The sequence below is a fragment of the Aeromonas bivalvium genome (genome assembly GCF_000819765.1).
GTDB classification, from domain to species: Bacteria; Pseudomonadota; Gammaproteobacteria; order Enterobacterales; family Aeromonadaceae; genus Aeromonas; species Aeromonas bivalvium.
The window spans coordinates 3,470-21,159 of record NZ_CDBT01000045.1 but is presented as its reverse complement, the minus strand read 5'-3'; the positions used below and the strand labels follow the sequence as shown (position 1 = coordinate 21,159).

Below are 17,690 nucleotides of genomic sequence, written 5' to 3'. Positions count from 1 at the left end.
ATTGGCTCCTCCTACTGGACTTGAACCAGTGACATACGGATTAACAGTCCGCCGTTCTACCGACTGAACTAAGGAGGAATTGCCTGTCTCGTCGAGACGAGGCGCATATTAAAGAGCCGGGGCGCGGGTGTCAAGCCGCCCTCCGGTTGCAAATATCACTTTTGATGTCGTTTGCCGAAAAATTGGCCGCTATGGGACATTTTCAGCACAATCAACACCTTGCTCGCCATTACTGCCCAACTATCAATTACCTGGAGAGGTGGGCACAGGGCCCGCCTGCAATCAGGCGATGATGATGAAGCCAACAAACGCCATGGCGGCGGTCAGCAGGGCGTAGGGCAGCTGGGTCACTGCATGGCTCACCAGATCGCAGCCCGAGCCCTGGGCGGCCAGCACGGTGGAGTCGCTGTAGAAGCAGGCCTGGCTGCCAAACGAGGAGGCGGAGAGCAGGGCCCCTATCACCAGCGGGATGTCGGCGCCGACCGAATGGGCCAGGGGCATGACGATGGGAATGGTGACCGCGAAGATCCCCCAGGAGGAGCCGGTGGCAAACGCCAGCACCGCCATGGAGACGAACACCACGGCGGGCAGCAGCTGGGGCGTCATGTAGGGGGTCAGGCTGTTGATCACGTATTGGGGCAGCTGCAACTGATCGCACACGTCCTTGAACACGAAGGCGGCGATGACGGTGCCGATGGCGGGCAGCATGGTTTTGAAGCCGTCTATCATCTGCTCCATCATCTCCGCCAGGGGCATCAGGCGCTGGGCCAGGTAGTAGGGGATGGTCAGCAGCAGGGTGACCAGCAAGCCCTTCCAGATGTCGATGTCGAAGTAGACGGTGAAGCCGACCAGCATGGCCATGGGCACCAGGAAGTTGTGCAGCTTGCCACCGCGATCGGCCTGGGCGAACTCCTCTTCGATGGACTTGACCGCATAGCTGTCCGGGGTCAGCTCGGCGTCCTGGGCCAGCTCGCCGTCGCTCACCCGCATGGCGCCGACGCTGCCGTGCCGGGCCCGCAGTTCGGCCCGCTTCATGGGGCCCATGGCCGGCACCACCCCCAGGATCACCAGCAGCACCATGAGCACCGCCAGCCAGGCGTAGAGCATGTAGGGAATGGCCTGGAAGTAGACGCCGATCCCCTGGCCTGTGGCGGCCACGCCGTTGTTCTCCAGCAGGCCGCCGAAGAAGACGGCCCAGGTGGAGAGGGGCACCAGCACGCAGACAGGGGCGGCGGTGGAGTCCACCACATAGGCCAGCATCTCCCGGGAGACCTTGAAGCGATCCGTGACCCGCTTCATGGTCTCCCCCACGGTCAGGGCGTTGAGGTAGTCATCGATGAAGATGACCAGACCCAGCACGAAGGTCATGAACAGGGAGGAGCGAGGCCCCTTGGCCAGCCTGAGGGCCTGCTGGCCGAATGCCATGGCGCCGCCGGTGCGAACCAGCAGGGCGATGAGGGAGCCAAAACTGCCGCACACCAGGATCAGCCAGCCGATGGTCTCATCCTGCATGGTGCGCAGGGAGACCTCGGCGAAGGTGTTGAGGGCATCGAACGGGTTGGCGCTGAGCAGCAGCAGGCCCGAGACGGTACCGACGATGAGGGAGAGAATGGGGCGGCGCAACCAGATGGCCAGTGCCAGCACGACCACGGGGGGAATGAGACTCAGGGCTGTCGGTTCGGACATGCGCATAGGGTCCTTGTATCTGGACCGGCCTTGGCCGGCATGGAAAAGAGGGTGCCCGGCAAGGGATGTCGGGCGGCAACACTGCTTCTTATCGGGATGACGAGGGGGGGTCCCTGCACCGTCACCGGCTCCGGCCAAAACATCGGCGCAGAAACTAAGGCTCATCCCGGACCGAGTCAACCCAAAAATCCGGAGAAATCGGCAAAAGTCGTCATAATGGCGGCGAACGGCGCAAATTCGCGACAGAGACGCCGTTTCATTGATCCCGCCCATCGAAATCGCGTCGGCTATCGGTTAAGGTTGCACAGGATACCATCGCCGCGTCGACACAGTTGCCGGCCCTTGATGATGATCGGGCGCCGACCCCGTCGGCCTTTGTCTCTCTGTTCTGGTATGACGATACCCATGCACACTCAACAAGCACCACTTCCCGTGAGGCTCGCCGTGGCCTTGCGCCAATCCTGCCTGGATGAACCCTATACCCTGACCCGACTGGGTCGCGATCTCGTGGCGGGGATCACGGTCGGCATCATCGCCATCCCGCTGGCCATGGCCCTGGCCATCGCCAGTGGCGTGCCGCCCCAGCACGGCCTCTACACCGCCATCATCGCCGGCGTCGTCATCGCCGTGACCGGTGGCTCCCGCTACTCCGTCTCAGGCCCCACCGCCGCCTTCGTTGTGATCCTCTATCCGGTTGCCCAGCAGTTCGGGGTGGGGGGGCTGCTGGTGGCGACCCTCATCTCGGGTTGCTTCCTGGTGGCCATGGGCATGGCGCGGCTCGGGCGCCTCATCGAGTACATACCCCCTTCGGTGACCCTGGGCTTTACCGGCGGCATCGCCATCGTGATCGCCACCTTGCAGATCAAGGATTTCTTCGGCCTGCGGGTGCCCGAGATGCCCGAGACCTATCTGGGCAAGGTAGAAGCCCTGGCCCATGCCCTGCCGAGCTGGCAGTGGGGAGACACGCTCGTTGGGGTGGCCACCCTGGCGGTCTTGCTGCTCTGGCCCAGGCTCAAGCTGCCGGTACCGGGCCATCTGCCCGCCGTGCTGGTGGGGGCCGGGCTTGGCATCGCCCTGCACGGGGCCGGAGTCGAGGTGGCCACCATCGGCAGCCAGTTCCACTATCTGTTGCCGGACGGCAGCCAGGGGGCGGGCATTCCTCCCATCGCCCCCAGCCTGCTGCTGCCCTGGTCCCTGCCGGGTCCCGATGGTCAGCCGGTGAACTGGGATCTGGCCACCATAGAGCGACTGCTGCCCGCGGCCTTCTCCATGGCGATGCTGGGCGCCATCGAATCCCTGCTCTGCGCCGTGGTGCTCGACGGCATGACGGGCCGCAAGCACAGCTCCAACGCCGAGCTGGTGGGGCAGGGGCTGGGCAACATAGTGGCCCCCTTCTTCGGCGGCATCACGGCCACCGCCGCCATCGCCCGCTCTGCCGCCAACGTGCGGGCCGGGGCCAGCTCCCCTGTCTCTGCCATCATCCATGCCCTGGTGGTGCTGGCCGCCGTGATGGTGCTGGCCCCCTGGCTCTCCTGGCTGCCCCTCTCCGCCATGGCGGCCCTGTTGCTGCTGGTGGCCTGGAACATGAGCGAGGCGCACAAGGTGATCGAGCTTATCCGCCGCGCCCCCGGCTCCGATGTGCTGGTGCTGCTGGTCTGCCTGTCGCTGACCGTCATCTTCGACATGGTGATTGCCATCACCTTCGGGGTGATCCTGGCCTCCCTGCTGTTCATGCGCGAGATAGCCAGGATGACCCGGCTGCAGAACCTGGGGCAGCACAAGCGCCATCAGCATCAGGTGCCCGAGCAGGGCCTGCTCTATCGCGTCAATGGTCCCCTCTTCTTCGCCGCCGCCGAACGGGTCTTTGGCGAGCTGGCCGAGCAGGTGCAGGGCCACCGTCTGCTGGTGTTGCAGCTGGACGCCGTCTCCATCCTGGATGCGGGGGGGCTCTCTGCCTTCCTCCACTTCGAGCAGCAGATGGCCAAGGCCGGAGTGTGTTTACGTATTGCCGAACTGCAATTTCAGCCCCTCAAGACCCTGGCCCGTGCCAACGTGGCGCCGGTGGCGGGCAAGCTGGAGTTTTACGGCTCACTGGAGGAGGCATTGGCGGGAGAGCACGCCCCCGGATAAACGGGAAAGAGGGGGCGTAAAGAGGGAAGTTGCCAAGATTTTCGGCAATTGGCGCATAACTTGAGCAAACGGCAAGAAAAGCAATAAATTGCGTTGACCGGCCCAGCGTCATCCCTTACATTACGCCCCGTTCCAGCGCAACAGCGCAGCGAACCCGTGTTGGCTGAACACGTTAAATGACAGACCACAATTTGGTGAGGCGTCCGAATGGCTGCCCACCGACGAAGTCGGCAAGATGCGCGCGCAGCGTGCTCCGAAAGCCACTTCAAGAAGTAAAAATTTGGTGAGGTGTCCGAGTGGCTGAAGGAGCACGCCTGGAAAGTGTGTATACGGCAACGTATCGAGGGTTCGAATCCCTCCCTCACCGCCAAATTGAGTGTGAATCAACCCCATGAATTTCATGGGGTTTTTTCGTTTCTGGAGGAGCGAAAAGGCCAGTGTCACTATGAGGTGTCACGATCATGCCGAGCTACCTGCTGAAAAACCGAAACGGAAACTACTACACCCGCATTCCGTTTCCCCAATCCCTCCGCCTGTTAGGCTGCCCCCTAGAGATCAGAGTCTCCCTGCTTACCAAGGATCGCAGTGAAGCCACGCTACGCAATCTGGTTGCAGCACATGGCATCAAGATAATGATGGGCAGATTACCCGCTCTCTTGAGGACTGACAGCCATCAGCCGACGACCCGTTTTCGAGACCTTATCGCGCCGGATCTGGCTCGATTACGCCAACAACTGCTTTCCTCTGCTAACGGGCTTATTCAGTCGTCCCCACTTCCTTATAGTCAGCCCGATGACGTGTCAGCAGCATCCTGCTGCGACTCTCCAATGAGGGCATCGCAGTTACAGCCGTCTCTTGAGCCGATGCAGCACCTTGATCCGGTTACAGTGCCCAAGGCAATGGGCCAGTTGCAGGCTGAGTTTCTGGAGCGCAAATCGAATGAAAAAATCTCATCACGTTCGCTCCAGCAGCTCCAGACTCGTACAACAGCACTTATCAACGCTGTGGGTGGTGGCTTCTTCGTACAGGCTTTGAAATTCAGGCATGTAGATCAGTTTGTTCAGGAGCTGGCGACCAGTAAGGGACTGAAGACTGTGCGTGAATACAAGGCGGCCTGTACCCAGATGCTGAATTTTGCTGTGCAGATGGAATATACGGCCAAAAATCCATTTGATCAGGTCAAAATAAAATGTGCGCAGCCTACCCCACGACAGCGCTGGGAGCCCACCCAGCTCAGGGCATTGTTCAGCTCGGTAAACTTCACCCAGCACGCTTACAGCAACGTCGATGACTATTGGATACCCCTGGTACTACTACACACTGGCGCACGGCCTGCGGAGATCTGTCAGCTACGTGTCAGTGATGTGATGACCCAGGATAATATCGCTTGCCTCAACATTACCGACGAGGGAGAGGAGCAGTCGATCAAAAACGGCAACAGCAGGCGACTCGTACCCATCCACAGCAGGTTGATTGCGCTGGGATTCCTGCATTATGTCGAATTACGACGTAGGCAGGGCCATGTGCAGCTATTCAGTTGTACGGCTACAGGGGAGTTTGGCGAATGGACCAAAAATTTCGAGTGCCGCTTCTCCCGCTACCTGGGGAAACTGGGATTTGTGGCGGGGCAACGCCCTACCGCCTATGGGTTCCGTCACACCGTTATTGATGAGCTGCAACAGCGTGATACACCCGAACATGCGGTCGCAGACCTGGCAGGACATAGCAAAATTGGTTTTACCTATCGCCATTATGGAAAAAAATCCACAGTGCAGCGTTTGCAGGCTGTAGTGGAACAATTAGATTTTTCTGATGCGCTTAAATTTGTTCTCCCTCACCGTCCAGAATAAGATTATTAAAAAATATAAATAATTTCATCTGGACTATTTATATTGTTTTTTCTGGTGATGAATGACGCACATTAGGAATATCTAATAACCTGTCTTAAATTCTACAGAAATATTAGTAAAAATGGATATTGACAAGCCTGAAAAAATGTGAATTGGCGTGTTGACATGTCGTTTTGATGCGGTTAGTCTCACCGCAAATGACATGAGGATGGAGTTAATGGCATATAGAAAAAGCAGGATGGCAATGACGATTGAGGTGGCACTCAAAAATAATGTTCTTATTATGGAACCGGCATATGCGCCAGCTACATTTAAGGCTTTTCGTCGCAAATCTGAACAGCTGAATAGATGGATTGGTAGGCAGGTTATCTCTGATGTGACCGCAACCGACATGGGCCTCTTTTTGGCTAGGTTGCATCAGGAATATAGTAACAAAACCGTAAATCACTATCTCTCAATCCTGCGGCAGATATTCACTCGGGCCGTGGATGATAGGCTGATTGCCATGAGTCCGATACAAAATATAAAAACGTGTAAAACATCGTCCAACGATCCAGATCCATTTTTACAGCATGAGATCCAGGCTCTGAGGAGTTGCGAGGAGCATTATCCGATTGAGGTGGCATTGATCACCCTGGGAATCGGTACTGGGCTGAGGATTAGCGAGCTCATGGCTCTTACTGTCGAGTCGATTGATCTGAATAAGCAGCAGCTGTTTATCGACCTAGCGCTGGTAGATAGGGCATTTAAAATCCCAAAAACCAGGGAGTCAAAACGGGTCATTGAACTGTGTGGCTGGACTCTGAGCGCAGCCAAAACACTGGTTGAGTATGCCCATCAAAGACAACCTCAGTTAATTACTGTATTACAAGCGGACAATAAAAAATCTTTACAGATGTATAGAACCTTATTGGCGTATTCGCAGGAAGAAGATCGGCCCTATGTCTCTGTTGACGATTTTCGGGAGGCATTTTTTAGGCCCTATTGTGAACGAGTAGCTGTACGCTATCGAGGGCCTAGCCAATTCCGCCACACCTATGCGAGTCAGATGCTCACTGCGGGCGTCTCTGTAGAGCGGATTGCCCGTAAAATGGGGCTCACCAGTACTGCCATGATATATAGGCACTACGGGAAATGGATTGTAGAGGATGCACCTGATTATAATGCTGTTGAGGATGTTGTGCTGGACCGCTGTTTTAATGGTTTTACGAAACTGGAGCCAGCTACAATAGCTAAATCCGACGAGTCTCATCAGTGTTATGGTTCAGACACTGCGTCTATAGACGATAGTGATTCGAGAATACACGATATTTCCGTTAATAGCTCATCTACATTACATATGGATGATAGGCGGATGGCAGCCATAAATAAATTGAGCCAGCGATGGGGAGTAGACAAAAACAATATATTCTTATAGGTCAAGTGGTTTTATTTAACTAACAACAAATTCACGATATAATACTGTATGCAATAATTCAATTATTGTAGTGATACCGTTCACTATCATTTTACGATAAACGTTACGTGAGTTGTTATCCTATATGGCTGGTGCTCATAACTGTTGCGTTAAGATAATAGATTTTAAATAGGGGCCGAAAAGAGCCCTAGGAGATATATGACTACCAAAAAGACTGAGTTTGAGTATACGAAGCTGGCTGAATTTTTTTACCAACGCCTTGAAAATAGGGCGATACCACTCACGGCAAAAAACATTTCTAATGAGTTGCTAGCCTGTGCACCAGATTACCGACCAGGGTATTGGCGGAGACTGCGATGTGCTCTGGCATATCACCAGAATATGCTGGGCTATGTTGATGCTGCCGAGCGTATTCGGAGGACGAAAAACCCTGTGACTGCACATGGTAGTAATTTATCAAAAAAATCCAGACAGCCCCGAGCGAGGGCGATCAATCAGGTAGATGAAGATGTTCTTAAATCATATTTTAACCAGCGTGGTGACATTAGTATGGTTTCTGCCATCCTCATTTTTAAAAACGCAGGTATTAGACCCGCAGAGCTTTCAGGTCTGAGAGTGGATGGAAATCGGCTTATTGTGACGGGCGCTAAAAAAAGCCATGGCGGACAACGGGGGGCAGACCGCACTTTACTGTTGGATGGCATCGATTCTAGCCTGCTCAGATATTGTGTCATGCAGGCGCAACGAGTAGACATTGGTGTGATGCAGGACAGGCTGCGGGCTGCTGGTAAAAAACTATGGCCTAGGCGTAGGGCTCTACCCACATTTTATAGCTGGCGTCACCAGCTCGGCTCTGAGCTCAAAGGGGCCGGAATAGACCGCCTACGTATTGCATATATTATGGGGCATCAGGCCACTGGCTCTGTTGACCGTTATGGCAATAGGAAATTGGCTAGAGGCGGGCGACTGCCTAGCTGCCCTGCTGATGCCGATTTAAGCGGAATTAGAATGACTCACGGTCAGCTATCAGCGGATAATACACATTATATCAAACCTGAGTCTCCAGTAATAAATCAGGTCAATAATACCTCAGTGCGGAGCAGAGAGATGGCAGCTGTGATATTCAGACGAAAAAATGAATCCAGTGAAAATGATTTATCTTAATTTAAGTAGGTTGTTGATTAATTTTTTAGTATATCGAGATTAAAACTGGAAGGGGGTGGCAATAAAAATATAGTAAGTAACTCCGACAGCCGCACACGTAAGTGCGAGGTGGGAGACCACGTAAGTACCTGTTTTTTGAACCATACTTACGCGCACAAAAGTGCGTAAGTATGTGGATGGGTCGAGGCACGAGACCGGAACCCCGTAGAGAGCTTGCGAACGGAGTGGGTGGAGAATCCATTTTTATGGATGGCATGAAGCGGGAAATATGGAATGACATCGGAACCATATGTGTGCCAAGGTGACATCTGACGAAGTATGAGGAAGATCAACCTTGACACATATATTGGTGACGGTCATCCATATTTATAGCGCAATGCCATTCATAAAAACCTTTTAGATTTAATTGAATTGGCTGGCTAATGTATTAGCGGCTCATGAAATTAACAAGTAGAAAATAATAAGGGTTCATATATAACAACAATCAGGCGATAACGCCCAGGATAACAAAAAATGAAAAACAATAAAAATACAACAGTTGAGCATGATATTCCGTCATATGACGGTCAGAACGATGGTGTTGCCACAGAGCAGGTTCAGCAGGCTGTTAGGTCAGTGATGCAGGGTGAACTGCTGACTCTGCCGGACATGGGCCCTACTGGCCGCCCTATCAAGACCAGTGCAAATCTGTGCGCCCTGATTCGATTTCAGGCATGGTTGCCGCGCTACAACCTGATGACGGGTGAGCCGGAACTGGCGGGGGCTGATGGTGAGCGCCTGGGGGGCTCTGAGGCGGGCCAGCGATCTGCGCTGGTTGATGCCTGCCAGCTGGCAGGTGTGCCGGATGCCGCAATTGATGAGCACCTGATCGCGATTTGTGAGCGCCACAGTTATCACCCTGTGCGTCACTGGCTCGAACGTGGAGCCCCGTGGGACGGGATACCGCGCATCGATGCGGTGATTGCTACCCTCAATGCTGCAAATCCTGCCTATGCGAGTGCGGTGCTACATGCATGGCTGGTTGGGTGTGTTGCTGCGCTCTATCAACCACGTTGGAATTCAAAACTGGTGCCCGTGCTGGCGGGGGCACAGTCCTATCGAAAAAGCGCCTGGGTGAGTCGTTTGGCTGCCGTGGTGCCAGGTTCGACCCTCGATTGCTCCATTAATCCAGACAAGCCGGATGACGTGCGCCGTGCGGTGTCAGCGTGGATTGTGGAACTGGCTGAGTTGGAAAGTACGACGAAGCATGAGTCTGGCTCGCTCAAAGCGTTCCTAACCAGGGAGAGCGACTGTTTCCGCCTGCCCTATGCCCGTAGCATGACAATCAAAAAGCGCCAGACGTCATTCATTGCCACGGTCAACGGGACGGATTTTCTCAAGGATACAACCGGTAACGCCAGATTTGCTGTTATCGAGTTGGCTGCGGCAGCTGATGTTGAGAGCCTCAATACGGTCCTTGGCTGGAGCTGGAGTGCAGGCCGTTTGTCCCAGACAGACCCTGAGCAACTGCGCCAGTTTTGGCTGGAGGTAAGGGAACACTATGAGTCTGGCGCGACGTGGTTTCTGGATGACGCGACAGCTGCACTGGCCGCATCGGAAAACGATGCTCACACAGACAAGGGCCCATATTATGAGGTTATTTACCACCACCACCTGTCACGTCCGCTGGCCTCATCTGAATGGCTCACGGCGAGCGAGCTGTGCGTCCGCCACGGTGAGAAGTTGAGCATGGCGAGCAACTGGGGTAAAGCCCTCAGGGTGTTAGCGAGCGAGGGCAAGCTCCAGAGCCGCAGGGTGCGTTCTAATCGGACTGAGTACCTGCTGCCCGTCGATAGCCCCAAAGAGAAGGGCAAAGCCGACAAGAAGTGACTCTTAAGCCCTGCCGATAAGGCGGGGCTTTTTTCTGCCTGTAGGGTTGGCAGATGATTAAGTGATTAGGCAGTGGTTAAGCGCAATGTGGACTGCTTAACCAGCTTGAATGCCGCACCATTACAGGCCTACAGTGGGTTTTTGTTAATTGATTAAGTAGTTTCTATATAAAAAGTCATTGAGTAAAAATGCATGGGCTTCTCAAACGCTTAGAATGCTTTACTCCAACGATACTTAACCACCTAACCATTATTGTATCAAACGCTGTCATAGCAAGGCTCAGGGCTGATTAAGAGGAGGTTGAGTAGCGTAACCAGTACCTAATCACAACAACCGATAACACACCATAAAGATTGCCGATCACCATTACACCGAGAGCCCAGCAGACATATCGGGAATTGACGCTGCACAACCTAATGGTCGTCGGTGCTGATTTTCTTATTGCCGTTGAATACTCAACGGCAGATTAGCCACATAGGCACCCAGTACCCTTGTTTAGGTTTATCAGACCACTCGATCCATCCCAGGCAGCAGAGCAGAGTCAATACATTGAAAATATTCGTTTGGGTAGTGATATGGCTCATGTTCATGGTGGTAACACCATGGTATCATTGAAAAAATCATGAAGCGGCGCCCAAATGATTACGATGATGCTGAGCCCCTGACAGTGCCGTCAGTCGGGTGCGGTAGCCATCCCAATGCGGAGCAGAGCTACAACAAGCAGGACGGGAGAATTGCGATCCGAATGAGCTACTTATGGAGCTCATTGGGGCAGATCAGACGTGGTCTGACGCCGGTATAGCCTTATTAGCATGAGTGTAATAGGAAGGCCGGCAACAGCCAGCCTGTTGCCTGTTGCCTGTTGCCTGTTGCCTGTTGCCTGTTGCCTGTTGCCTTTTGGCGCCCAGGGCCGTACATGCGGAATACGCCGAATATGAATATTTCCAAGGTTACCTGAGTAAGAGGAATAATAATGAAGGTTTTGAATGAAATTTTGGCAATTATAAAAGAACATCCGCAGACCAAATCTAGCGGGGTGCTGGCTACCGCGCTGGCGTCCGCTTGCAATACAAGCTATTCAGTATCACTGCTAGATGTGTCTGCGAGTCTTGACGATAACGGCAAGAGACTGATTGACCGTCTTGCTCGAATTACTCAGGAGCCTGATTACTCGAACAGTGCGCAGGATCAGGCCCTCCACCAACTGCGGGCGCTCGGGTTCATTCGCTGATCAAGGAAATATGGTCAAATGCTGCCATTATTGGCGGCATCAACTTGCATTGCACTTCTGACTTCAATCCGCAAAATTCTCAGATATTAGGGTTGAAATATATTGTAGGAGTTGTTTTTACTAACTAACTCTCTTGTTAGGAACTACAACAGATGATTGCTAATGAGCTCAAACTCAACTCAACTCAACATAAGTTAAAAAGTGAGATTTATTAATGAAAGCTATAATTCCACTGCTACTTGCCCTTATACCTCTTATATATATCTATCTAAAGCATTACGCAAAAAAGGCCAATGGAATAGTCCAAGCAAATCTTGCACTAGAGCGTCTTGATGCTCAATTAATATCAGAAAATTGGGCCGTAGCAAAACATGAATTTAACATGCTAACTTTAAATTCATTAAAATATCCAGAAATGATTTCGTATATGGAGAAGTTGCCTGTCACAAAAAGAAATATTAGATGCACGTTATATATGAAACTAATTAGTGTGTTGGATGAATTGGAAAGAATCCCTAATGATGTTCTCCTGAGTAACCAAGACAATTTTGATGTTAGCGGTATGGAGATGGATTGTCTTTTCAATAAGTTATGGAAAGATTTCGATATAAAAGCTCTTAATGAGGACATTATAGCTGCTAAGATCGATATTGTCTTATCCATAGCGCAATCAATTCTTTATTTTGCAAAAAATGGTGAAACTACCCAAGCACAAAGAGCGATAATGAGAGCTGGCGGAGATGAGCCACCGCTAGATACTATGCATTTACGCGAAGAGGCAGCTTCTGTTATTGAATACTTCCTTCTTGAACTCTCTTCTATAAAAAAGCTAACTACAGACTAAATTATTCACGTAAATAAACTATCAGAAACATCCAGAGAATATCTATTGGCAATATATATCTATCCATAATTTAATGGGCTTTATTTAGTTAATATAGATCTAGATAATCTGAGGTCAGTTAGCGTGAAACACTTCATTGATAAAAATAATTATAATTACTTGTATCAATAAGTTTTTTTCTTAGTGTCATATATTATAAATATATTAATTGACGGTGTCATGGATGTGTGGCACGATTACGCAACTGTTTAAATGTAACTGGTTGATTCATAACGTTTTAGTGAGTGATTTCGAGGGTTCGAATCCCTCCCTCACCGCCAAATAAAACAAAAGGGCCCGTCGAAAGACGGGCCCTTTTGTTGTATCCGGTGACGGGCGGCTCGGTTCGGCCTCTGGTTGACAGGCGGTCAGGATGATAGCCCGTCTGGATGATGAGAGGCTGCCCGCAGTGCGAGCGCCAGAGACGACATGAGTCAAGCCCGGCCACCGGCAAGTGACAAAACCTGACCTCCTGGTCGGGTTTGCCGTTTTTGGCCTGGGATCAGGTCATGGCCCTGCTCGCCGCACTAAGGGCCTTGCCGAGCATCCTGTACCGGCCCGCAGGGAATATGCCACACTGATGCCCCTTGTTGTCAGGGTCAGTCCCATGTCTCGTCTCCTCCATGCTGTCGTCCCGGCGGACAAGTGTCTGCCCGAGCCCGCCCATTTCACCCGCATAGAACGGGTGTTGAACCATATCCATCAGCATCTGGACGCGCCGCTCTCGGTCAGCGAACTGGCCGAGCTGAGCTGCTGGTCGCGCTGGCAGTTGCAGCGGGTGTTTCACAACGAGACCGGGCTGACGGTGGCGGCCTATGTGCGCGAGCTCAAGCTGAGCCAGGCCGCCGCCGCCCTGCTCGATGGTCGTGAGCGGGTGCTGGATCTGGCCTTGCGCCACGGTTATGACGCAGAGGCGAGTTTTAGTCGCGCCTTCAAGCAGCAGTTTGGCTGTTCGCCCCTGGCCTATCGCAAGCGGGGCCTGCGGATCGGGCTGCGTCTGCCCATCCAGCAGATCGCGGCAAGGTCGGGGGAGGGGCGCTGGTTGCAGGTGCGGGTCGAGACCCGGCCCGCCTTCCAGCTGATGGGGGGCAGTGGCACCATCCACGGCCTGTTTGCCGATGCACCCGATTTTCAACACAGGGTGCCGGCCATCTGGCAAGGGGTGCAGGCCTTGCCGGGCTGGACGGCCTTCTCGGACAGACCCCTGCTCGGGGTGAGCGATCTTAGTGCCAGCCAGGGGGAGAGCCAGGGATTCCCATACTGGGCCGGGATTGAACAGGGGGAGGGGATCCCGGCGCTGCCGGGGGCACAGATCCTGGCGGTGCCGAGTCAGACCTATGGGGTGATACGCCACCAGGGGCCCATCGGCGAGCTGCCCCGGACCCTAAGCTGGTTCATCGAACACTGGCTGCCCCAATCCGGCTACCGCGGGCTGGACGGCCTGGAGCTGGAGGCCTATCCCCCGGGTTACCGGGCCACGGCCGCGGATGCCTGCATGCATTACTGGTTACCCATCGCCCCCCTCTCATCTCGTAGCGGCTAGGGTTTACGGCTCTCGCCCTCCTGGTGCCCATGAGGCCATCGCGTCCGGCAATCAGTCTTGCAAGAGGCTGATTGCCGTGGGTTTTTGCCGCAAGATGCCCCAAAATGCCAAGTTTGCCAAAAAATAGCTGATTAAAATGCAAATGAGATTTGTTACTATTCAATCATTGCATTCGAGGATCAGATGTACACCACTCACCCCCCCTTGACCCTGGTCGCTGCGACCCTCTCCACCCTGTTTGCCGCCCAGGCGCTGGCCGAGGCAGGCACGCCCCAGCCTCCAGCACCAGAGACCCTGACGGTGCTGGGTCAGACCTACCGCAACACGGCCACCAAGACCCGGCTCGACCCCATCGAAACGCCCCAGGCTATCTCGGTGGTGGATGGCGAGACCCTTTCCCAGCGTGGCGTCAGCTCGGTGAGCGAGGCGCTGCGCTATGTGCCCGGGGTCAACACAGAGCTGAGGGGCGGGGCGGTCAACCGGCTGGATCTGTTCAACATCCGTGGCTTTGACAACTACCAGAACTTCTATGACGGCCTCTTGCTGCAATACAACGAGTGGAACCTGCAACCCCAGATAGATCCTGTGGCCATCGAGCAGCTGGAAGTGTTCAAGGGGCCGACGTCCGTGCTCTATGGCAGCATGCCGCCGGGCGGCATGGTCAACCTCATTGCCAAGCGGCCCCAGCGGGAGGGCAAGCACAGCGTCAGCCTGGCCAGCGGCACTGGGGCGCTCAAGGAGCTGACCCTCGATAGCACAGGGGCCATCAACGAGCGGCTGGCCTATCGCCTGGTGGGGCTGGCCCGCCAGAAGGAGGGGCAGGCGGTGACCTCGGAAGAGGAGCGTTACGTACTGGCGCCGTCCCTGGACTGGCAGCTCGGCGAGCGCACCCTGCTAAACCTCAACCTCTATTACCAGAAGGATCCACAAGCCGGCATCTACACCACTGTCCCCGCCAGGGGCTCGGTCAAGGCCAATCCCCAGGGCGAGCTTGGCAGCGATACTTTCCTTGGCGACGAGCACTGGAACCAGTACAACCGGGACGTGACCCTGCTCGGCTACAAGCTGAGTCACGACTTCAGCGCCGACTGGCAGTTCCTGCAAAATGCCCGCTACATGGATGCCTCCGCCAGGCAGCGTAACACCTACAACGGGGCCCTGGCGGCCGACGATCGCACCCTGTCACGCAACGCCTATCTGACGGACGAGGCATCCAAGGGCTTTGTCATCGACAACCAGCTCTCCGGCAAGGTGCAGACCGGCTCTGCTCAGCACAACCTGCTGCTCGGGGTCGACTACCAGTATCTGGATGCGGATGTGCTCTATCGGGACACTCTCGACTACAACGCGGGGGATATCGATATCTTCAACCCCAATCACAGCCAGATTGACACCGATAGCCTCAATTTCGTCTATCAGGACCGCAAGCAGATCAAGCAGCATCAGACCGGGGTCTACCTGCAGGATCAGGTGCGCCTCGATCGGCTGGTGGCCATCGCCGGGCTGCGCTATGACAGCTACCGGATGGATACCGACAGCCACAGCCTCTACGCCGGGGCGGCCAGCAGCAGCCTGGCCCGCATCGATCAGGACAATCTCTCTTTGCGCCTCGGTGCCCTCTATGAGCTCGATGGCGGCATCTCTCCCTATGTGAGCTATGCCGAGAGCTTCGAGCCGGTGCCGGGGGCGGACAAGCACGGCCAGGCGTTTGATCCCGCCACCGGTCAGCAGTGGGAGGGGGGGCTCAAGTTTCTCTCCGAGGACATGAGCAAGATGGCCACCCTCTCCGCCTTCCGGATCACCAAGAAAAATGCCCTGGTGACGGATCCGGACAACGTCTACGGGCCCAAGCTGCAGACCGGGGAGACCCTCTCCAAGGGACTGGAGCTGGAGGGGCGCATCGATCTCGCCAGCAACCTGGACTTGAGCGCCAGCTATACCCTGATCGACATGGCGATCACCCGCGACACCTCGGGCCTGCAGGGCAAGACCCCGGTCTGGGTGCCGGATCAGACCGCGTCCCTGTGGGGCAACTACCGTCTGGAGCAAGGCGCCGCGGCCGGATTGCGATTGGGAGTCGGGCTGCGCTACGTGGGGGAGACCGAACTCGATGCCGCCAACACCGACAAGGTGCCGGATTACCTGCTGATGGACCTGGCCGCCAGTTACGATCTCGGCCGGCTCAGTCAGCGCCTGAAAGGGGTGGAGGCCTCCGTTAGCGCCAGCAACCTGTTCGACCAGACCTACTACTCCTGCTACGACCAGAACAACTGCTGGTTCGGGGCAGAGCGCAACCTGGAGGCTCGACTCAAATACGCATTCTGACCATGCGCCCCGGCACGGATCCGGGGCCACTTCAACGGAGTGGCGATGGCCGGGCGCTGGGCCCCGCCAGCGCCAAGGAGGACGCAGAGCGCGCCCTCGTCTCGGATCACCAGGCCCTGTTCGCGGCCGCGGCCAGCCTTATTCCCTCCCTCAAGGGGAGTCTGGTGGCGGCAGGTGAAGCGTGCCCGGCGCTGACGGCTGCTACCCGGGCGGCACCGGCCGAGGTGGCCAAGGCCCTCCATGGCCACTGGCAACAGGCGCATCCGGAGGCGGGCCCCGCCTACTGGCTCACCCGCAGCTGGGGCATGCTCTGCTGGCAATCCATCTATCTCGCCATGGTGGCCGTCTACCGTCATCAGGCCGTGCCCGCCCTGGATCGCATGGGGCAAGGCTATCAGGCAGGGCTGGTGTCGGGCTTTACCCTGCCGGTCGAGCCCATGATCAGGGGGGAGGTCGATGTGTTGATAAAGCGGGCAGGGGAGCGGCTCCAGGCGCACTGGCAAGGGCTGTTCACCCTCCTTGGGGAGGGGCAGCGGCTGCGTCCCGGCTTCGTGCGTCCGCTCCTGGCCGACGATCTGCTGGCGGCCCTGGTGCGGGTGCCGGATTTCTTCGGGGAGGTGAGCCGGGACGAGGTAACGGCCCATGCGCCGCACTGGCTTGCCGCCTGCGGCCTGCCCTTGGCGCATCTGGCGGGTTGGCGCGAGGGGGGGCTGCCCCGGGATGAGGCCTTGCCGGGCTATGTGCGCCAGCGCTGCTGCCTGCACTACAAGCGCCGGGATGGGGAGCTGTGTGGCAACTGCCCGCGCAGGCAGGGGAGGGCGAGCTGTGACGAGACCTGATCCCCGGCGCTCCCTTCGGCGCGGACAACCCCTGATGAAAGCCGCCTGATCCTGGCGGCTTTTTTGTGCCCGGTTTACTGGGTGGCCATTTTGGCGCGAATGCGCTCGAACAGGCTCTGCAGGCAGGGTTGATCCCGATCGGCAGCCCGCACCGCACCATACATATGGCGGCGCACCCCCTGGCCCAGGGGCCTGGCTTCGAGCAGGCCCTGGCGCACGAACTCCTCGCTGGCCCAGCGGGGCAGGGCGGCCACCCCGAGCCCGGCGGCGGCCATCTGCAGCATGACCGAGGTGTTGTCCACCGGTTTGCAGCGCTTGGGCTCCACCCCGACCGGTTGCAGGAAGCGGCTGAACACGTCCATGCGGGCCCGCTCCACCGGATAGACCAGCAGCACCTGATGCAGCAGATCGGCGGGTGCTATCTGCGCCTGATGACAGAGGGGGCTCTCCGGCGCCATCACCAGGGTGAGCTCGAAGCCAAACAATGGCTCGAAGTGAAGATCCCCGCGCGCCTGCACGTCCGAGGTGAGCAGCAAGTCCAGCTGGCCGCCGAGCAGGGCGGTGAGGGCGTCGAAGCCGGGCACCGACTCCACCTCCAGATCCACCCCGGGCCACTGGCGGCGAAAGTCCGGCAACAGCGGCAGCAGCCACTGGATGCAGCTGTGGCAGTCCAGCGCCAGATGCAGCCTGCCCGCCTCGCCGCTGTGCAGGGCCTGCAGCTGCTTCTCGGTCTGGGCCAGGGCGGGCAGCACC

General features: G+C 56.0%; 12 protein-coding genes and 2 tRNA genes. 11 read left to right on the top strand and 3 right to left on the bottom strand.

The genetic code is table 11. From position 1 onward, the window contains the following. Window positions 1-2: 2 nt before the first annotated feature. A tRNA-Asn gene (locus BN1119_RS13325) sits at window positions 3-78 on the bottom strand. Between the two features lie 204 nt (window positions 79-282). Beyond that, entirely contained in the window at window positions 283-1,686 is a 1,404-nt protein-coding gene (locus BN1119_RS13320) for a Na+/H+ antiporter NhaC family protein (RefSeq protein WP_041998734.1), read from the bottom strand. Window positions 1,687-2,091: 405 nt separating this feature from the next. Here BN1119_RS13320 and dauA point away from each other — a divergent pair, with 405 nt between their 5' ends. The 11 genes from dauA to BN1119_RS13270 all read left to right on the top strand — a co-directional run bounded on the left by dauA (window position 2,092) and on the right by BN1119_RS13270 (window position 16,937). Continuing rightward, complete coding sequence (gene dauA, locus BN1119_RS13315) at window positions 2,092-3,816, top strand: C4-dicarboxylic acid transporter DauA (protein ID WP_041998731.1); 1,725 nt, start codon at window positions 2,092-2,094, stop codon at window positions 3,814-3,816. A 282-nt stretch (window positions 3,817-4,098) separates the two neighbouring features. Next, window positions 4,099-4,186, top strand: a tRNA-Ser gene (locus BN1119_RS13310). Window positions 4,187-4,277: 91 nt separating this feature from the next. After that, complete coding sequence (locus tag BN1119_RS13305) at window positions 4,278-5,666, top strand: site-specific integrase (RefSeq protein WP_041998728.1); 1,389 nt, start codon at window positions 4,278-4,280, stop codon at window positions 5,664-5,666. A gap of 244 nt (window positions 5,667-5,910) precedes the next feature. Next, window positions 5,911-7,083 (top strand): tyrosine-type recombinase/integrase, encoded by a 1,173-nt coding sequence (locus tag BN1119_RS13300; protein WP_244463744.1) that lies wholly within the window; start codon window positions 5,911-5,913, stop codon window positions 7,081-7,083. A gap of 198 nt (window positions 7,084-7,281) precedes the next feature. After that, a complete protein-coding gene (locus BN1119_RS20135; protein WP_084205467.1) occupies window positions 7,282-8,247 on the top strand; it encodes a site-specific integrase in 966 nt (321 codons plus the stop codon). 513 nt (window positions 8,248-8,760) lie between these two features. Continuing rightward, window positions 8,761-10,116: a VapE domain-containing protein gene (locus tag BN1119_RS13295; RefSeq protein WP_041998726.1), complete on the top strand. Its 1,356-nt coding sequence runs from the start codon at window positions 8,761-8,763 to the stop codon at window positions 10,114-10,116. 973 nt (window positions 10,117-11,089) lie between these two features. Beyond that, on the top strand, window positions 11,090-11,347 hold the full coding sequence (locus BN1119_RS13290; protein WP_041998724.1) for a hypothetical protein: 258 nt from the start codon (window positions 11,090-11,092) through the stop codon (window positions 11,345-11,347). Between the two features lie 214 nt (window positions 11,348-11,561). Beyond that, entirely contained in the window at window positions 11,562-12,191 is a 630-nt protein-coding gene (locus BN1119_RS13285) for a hypothetical protein (RefSeq protein WP_041998722.1), read from the top strand. A gap of 646 nt (window positions 12,192-12,837) precedes the next feature. Beyond that, window positions 12,838-13,773, top strand: a complete 936-nt coding sequence (locus BN1119_RS13280) for an AraC family transcriptional regulator (protein WP_041998719.1) — start codon at window positions 12,838-12,840, stop codon at window positions 13,771-13,773. 183 nt (window positions 13,774-13,956) lie between these two features. Then, on the top strand, window positions 13,957-16,098 hold the full coding sequence (locus BN1119_RS13275) for a TonB-dependent siderophore receptor (RefSeq protein ID WP_041998716.1): 2,142 nt from the start codon (window positions 13,957-13,959) through the stop codon (window positions 16,096-16,098). A gap of 2 nt (window positions 16,099-16,100) precedes the next feature. Then, window positions 16,101-16,937, top strand: a complete 837-nt coding sequence (locus BN1119_RS13270; protein WP_084205464.1) for a siderophore ferric iron reductase — start codon at window positions 16,101-16,103, stop codon at window positions 16,935-16,937. 74 nt (window positions 16,938-17,011) lie between these two features. Here BN1119_RS13270 and BN1119_RS13265 read toward each other — a convergent pair. Continuing rightward, on the bottom strand, window positions 17,012-17,690 hold a 679-nt coding region (locus tag BN1119_RS13265), incomplete at its 5' end, for a LysR substrate-binding domain-containing protein (protein WP_041998713.1).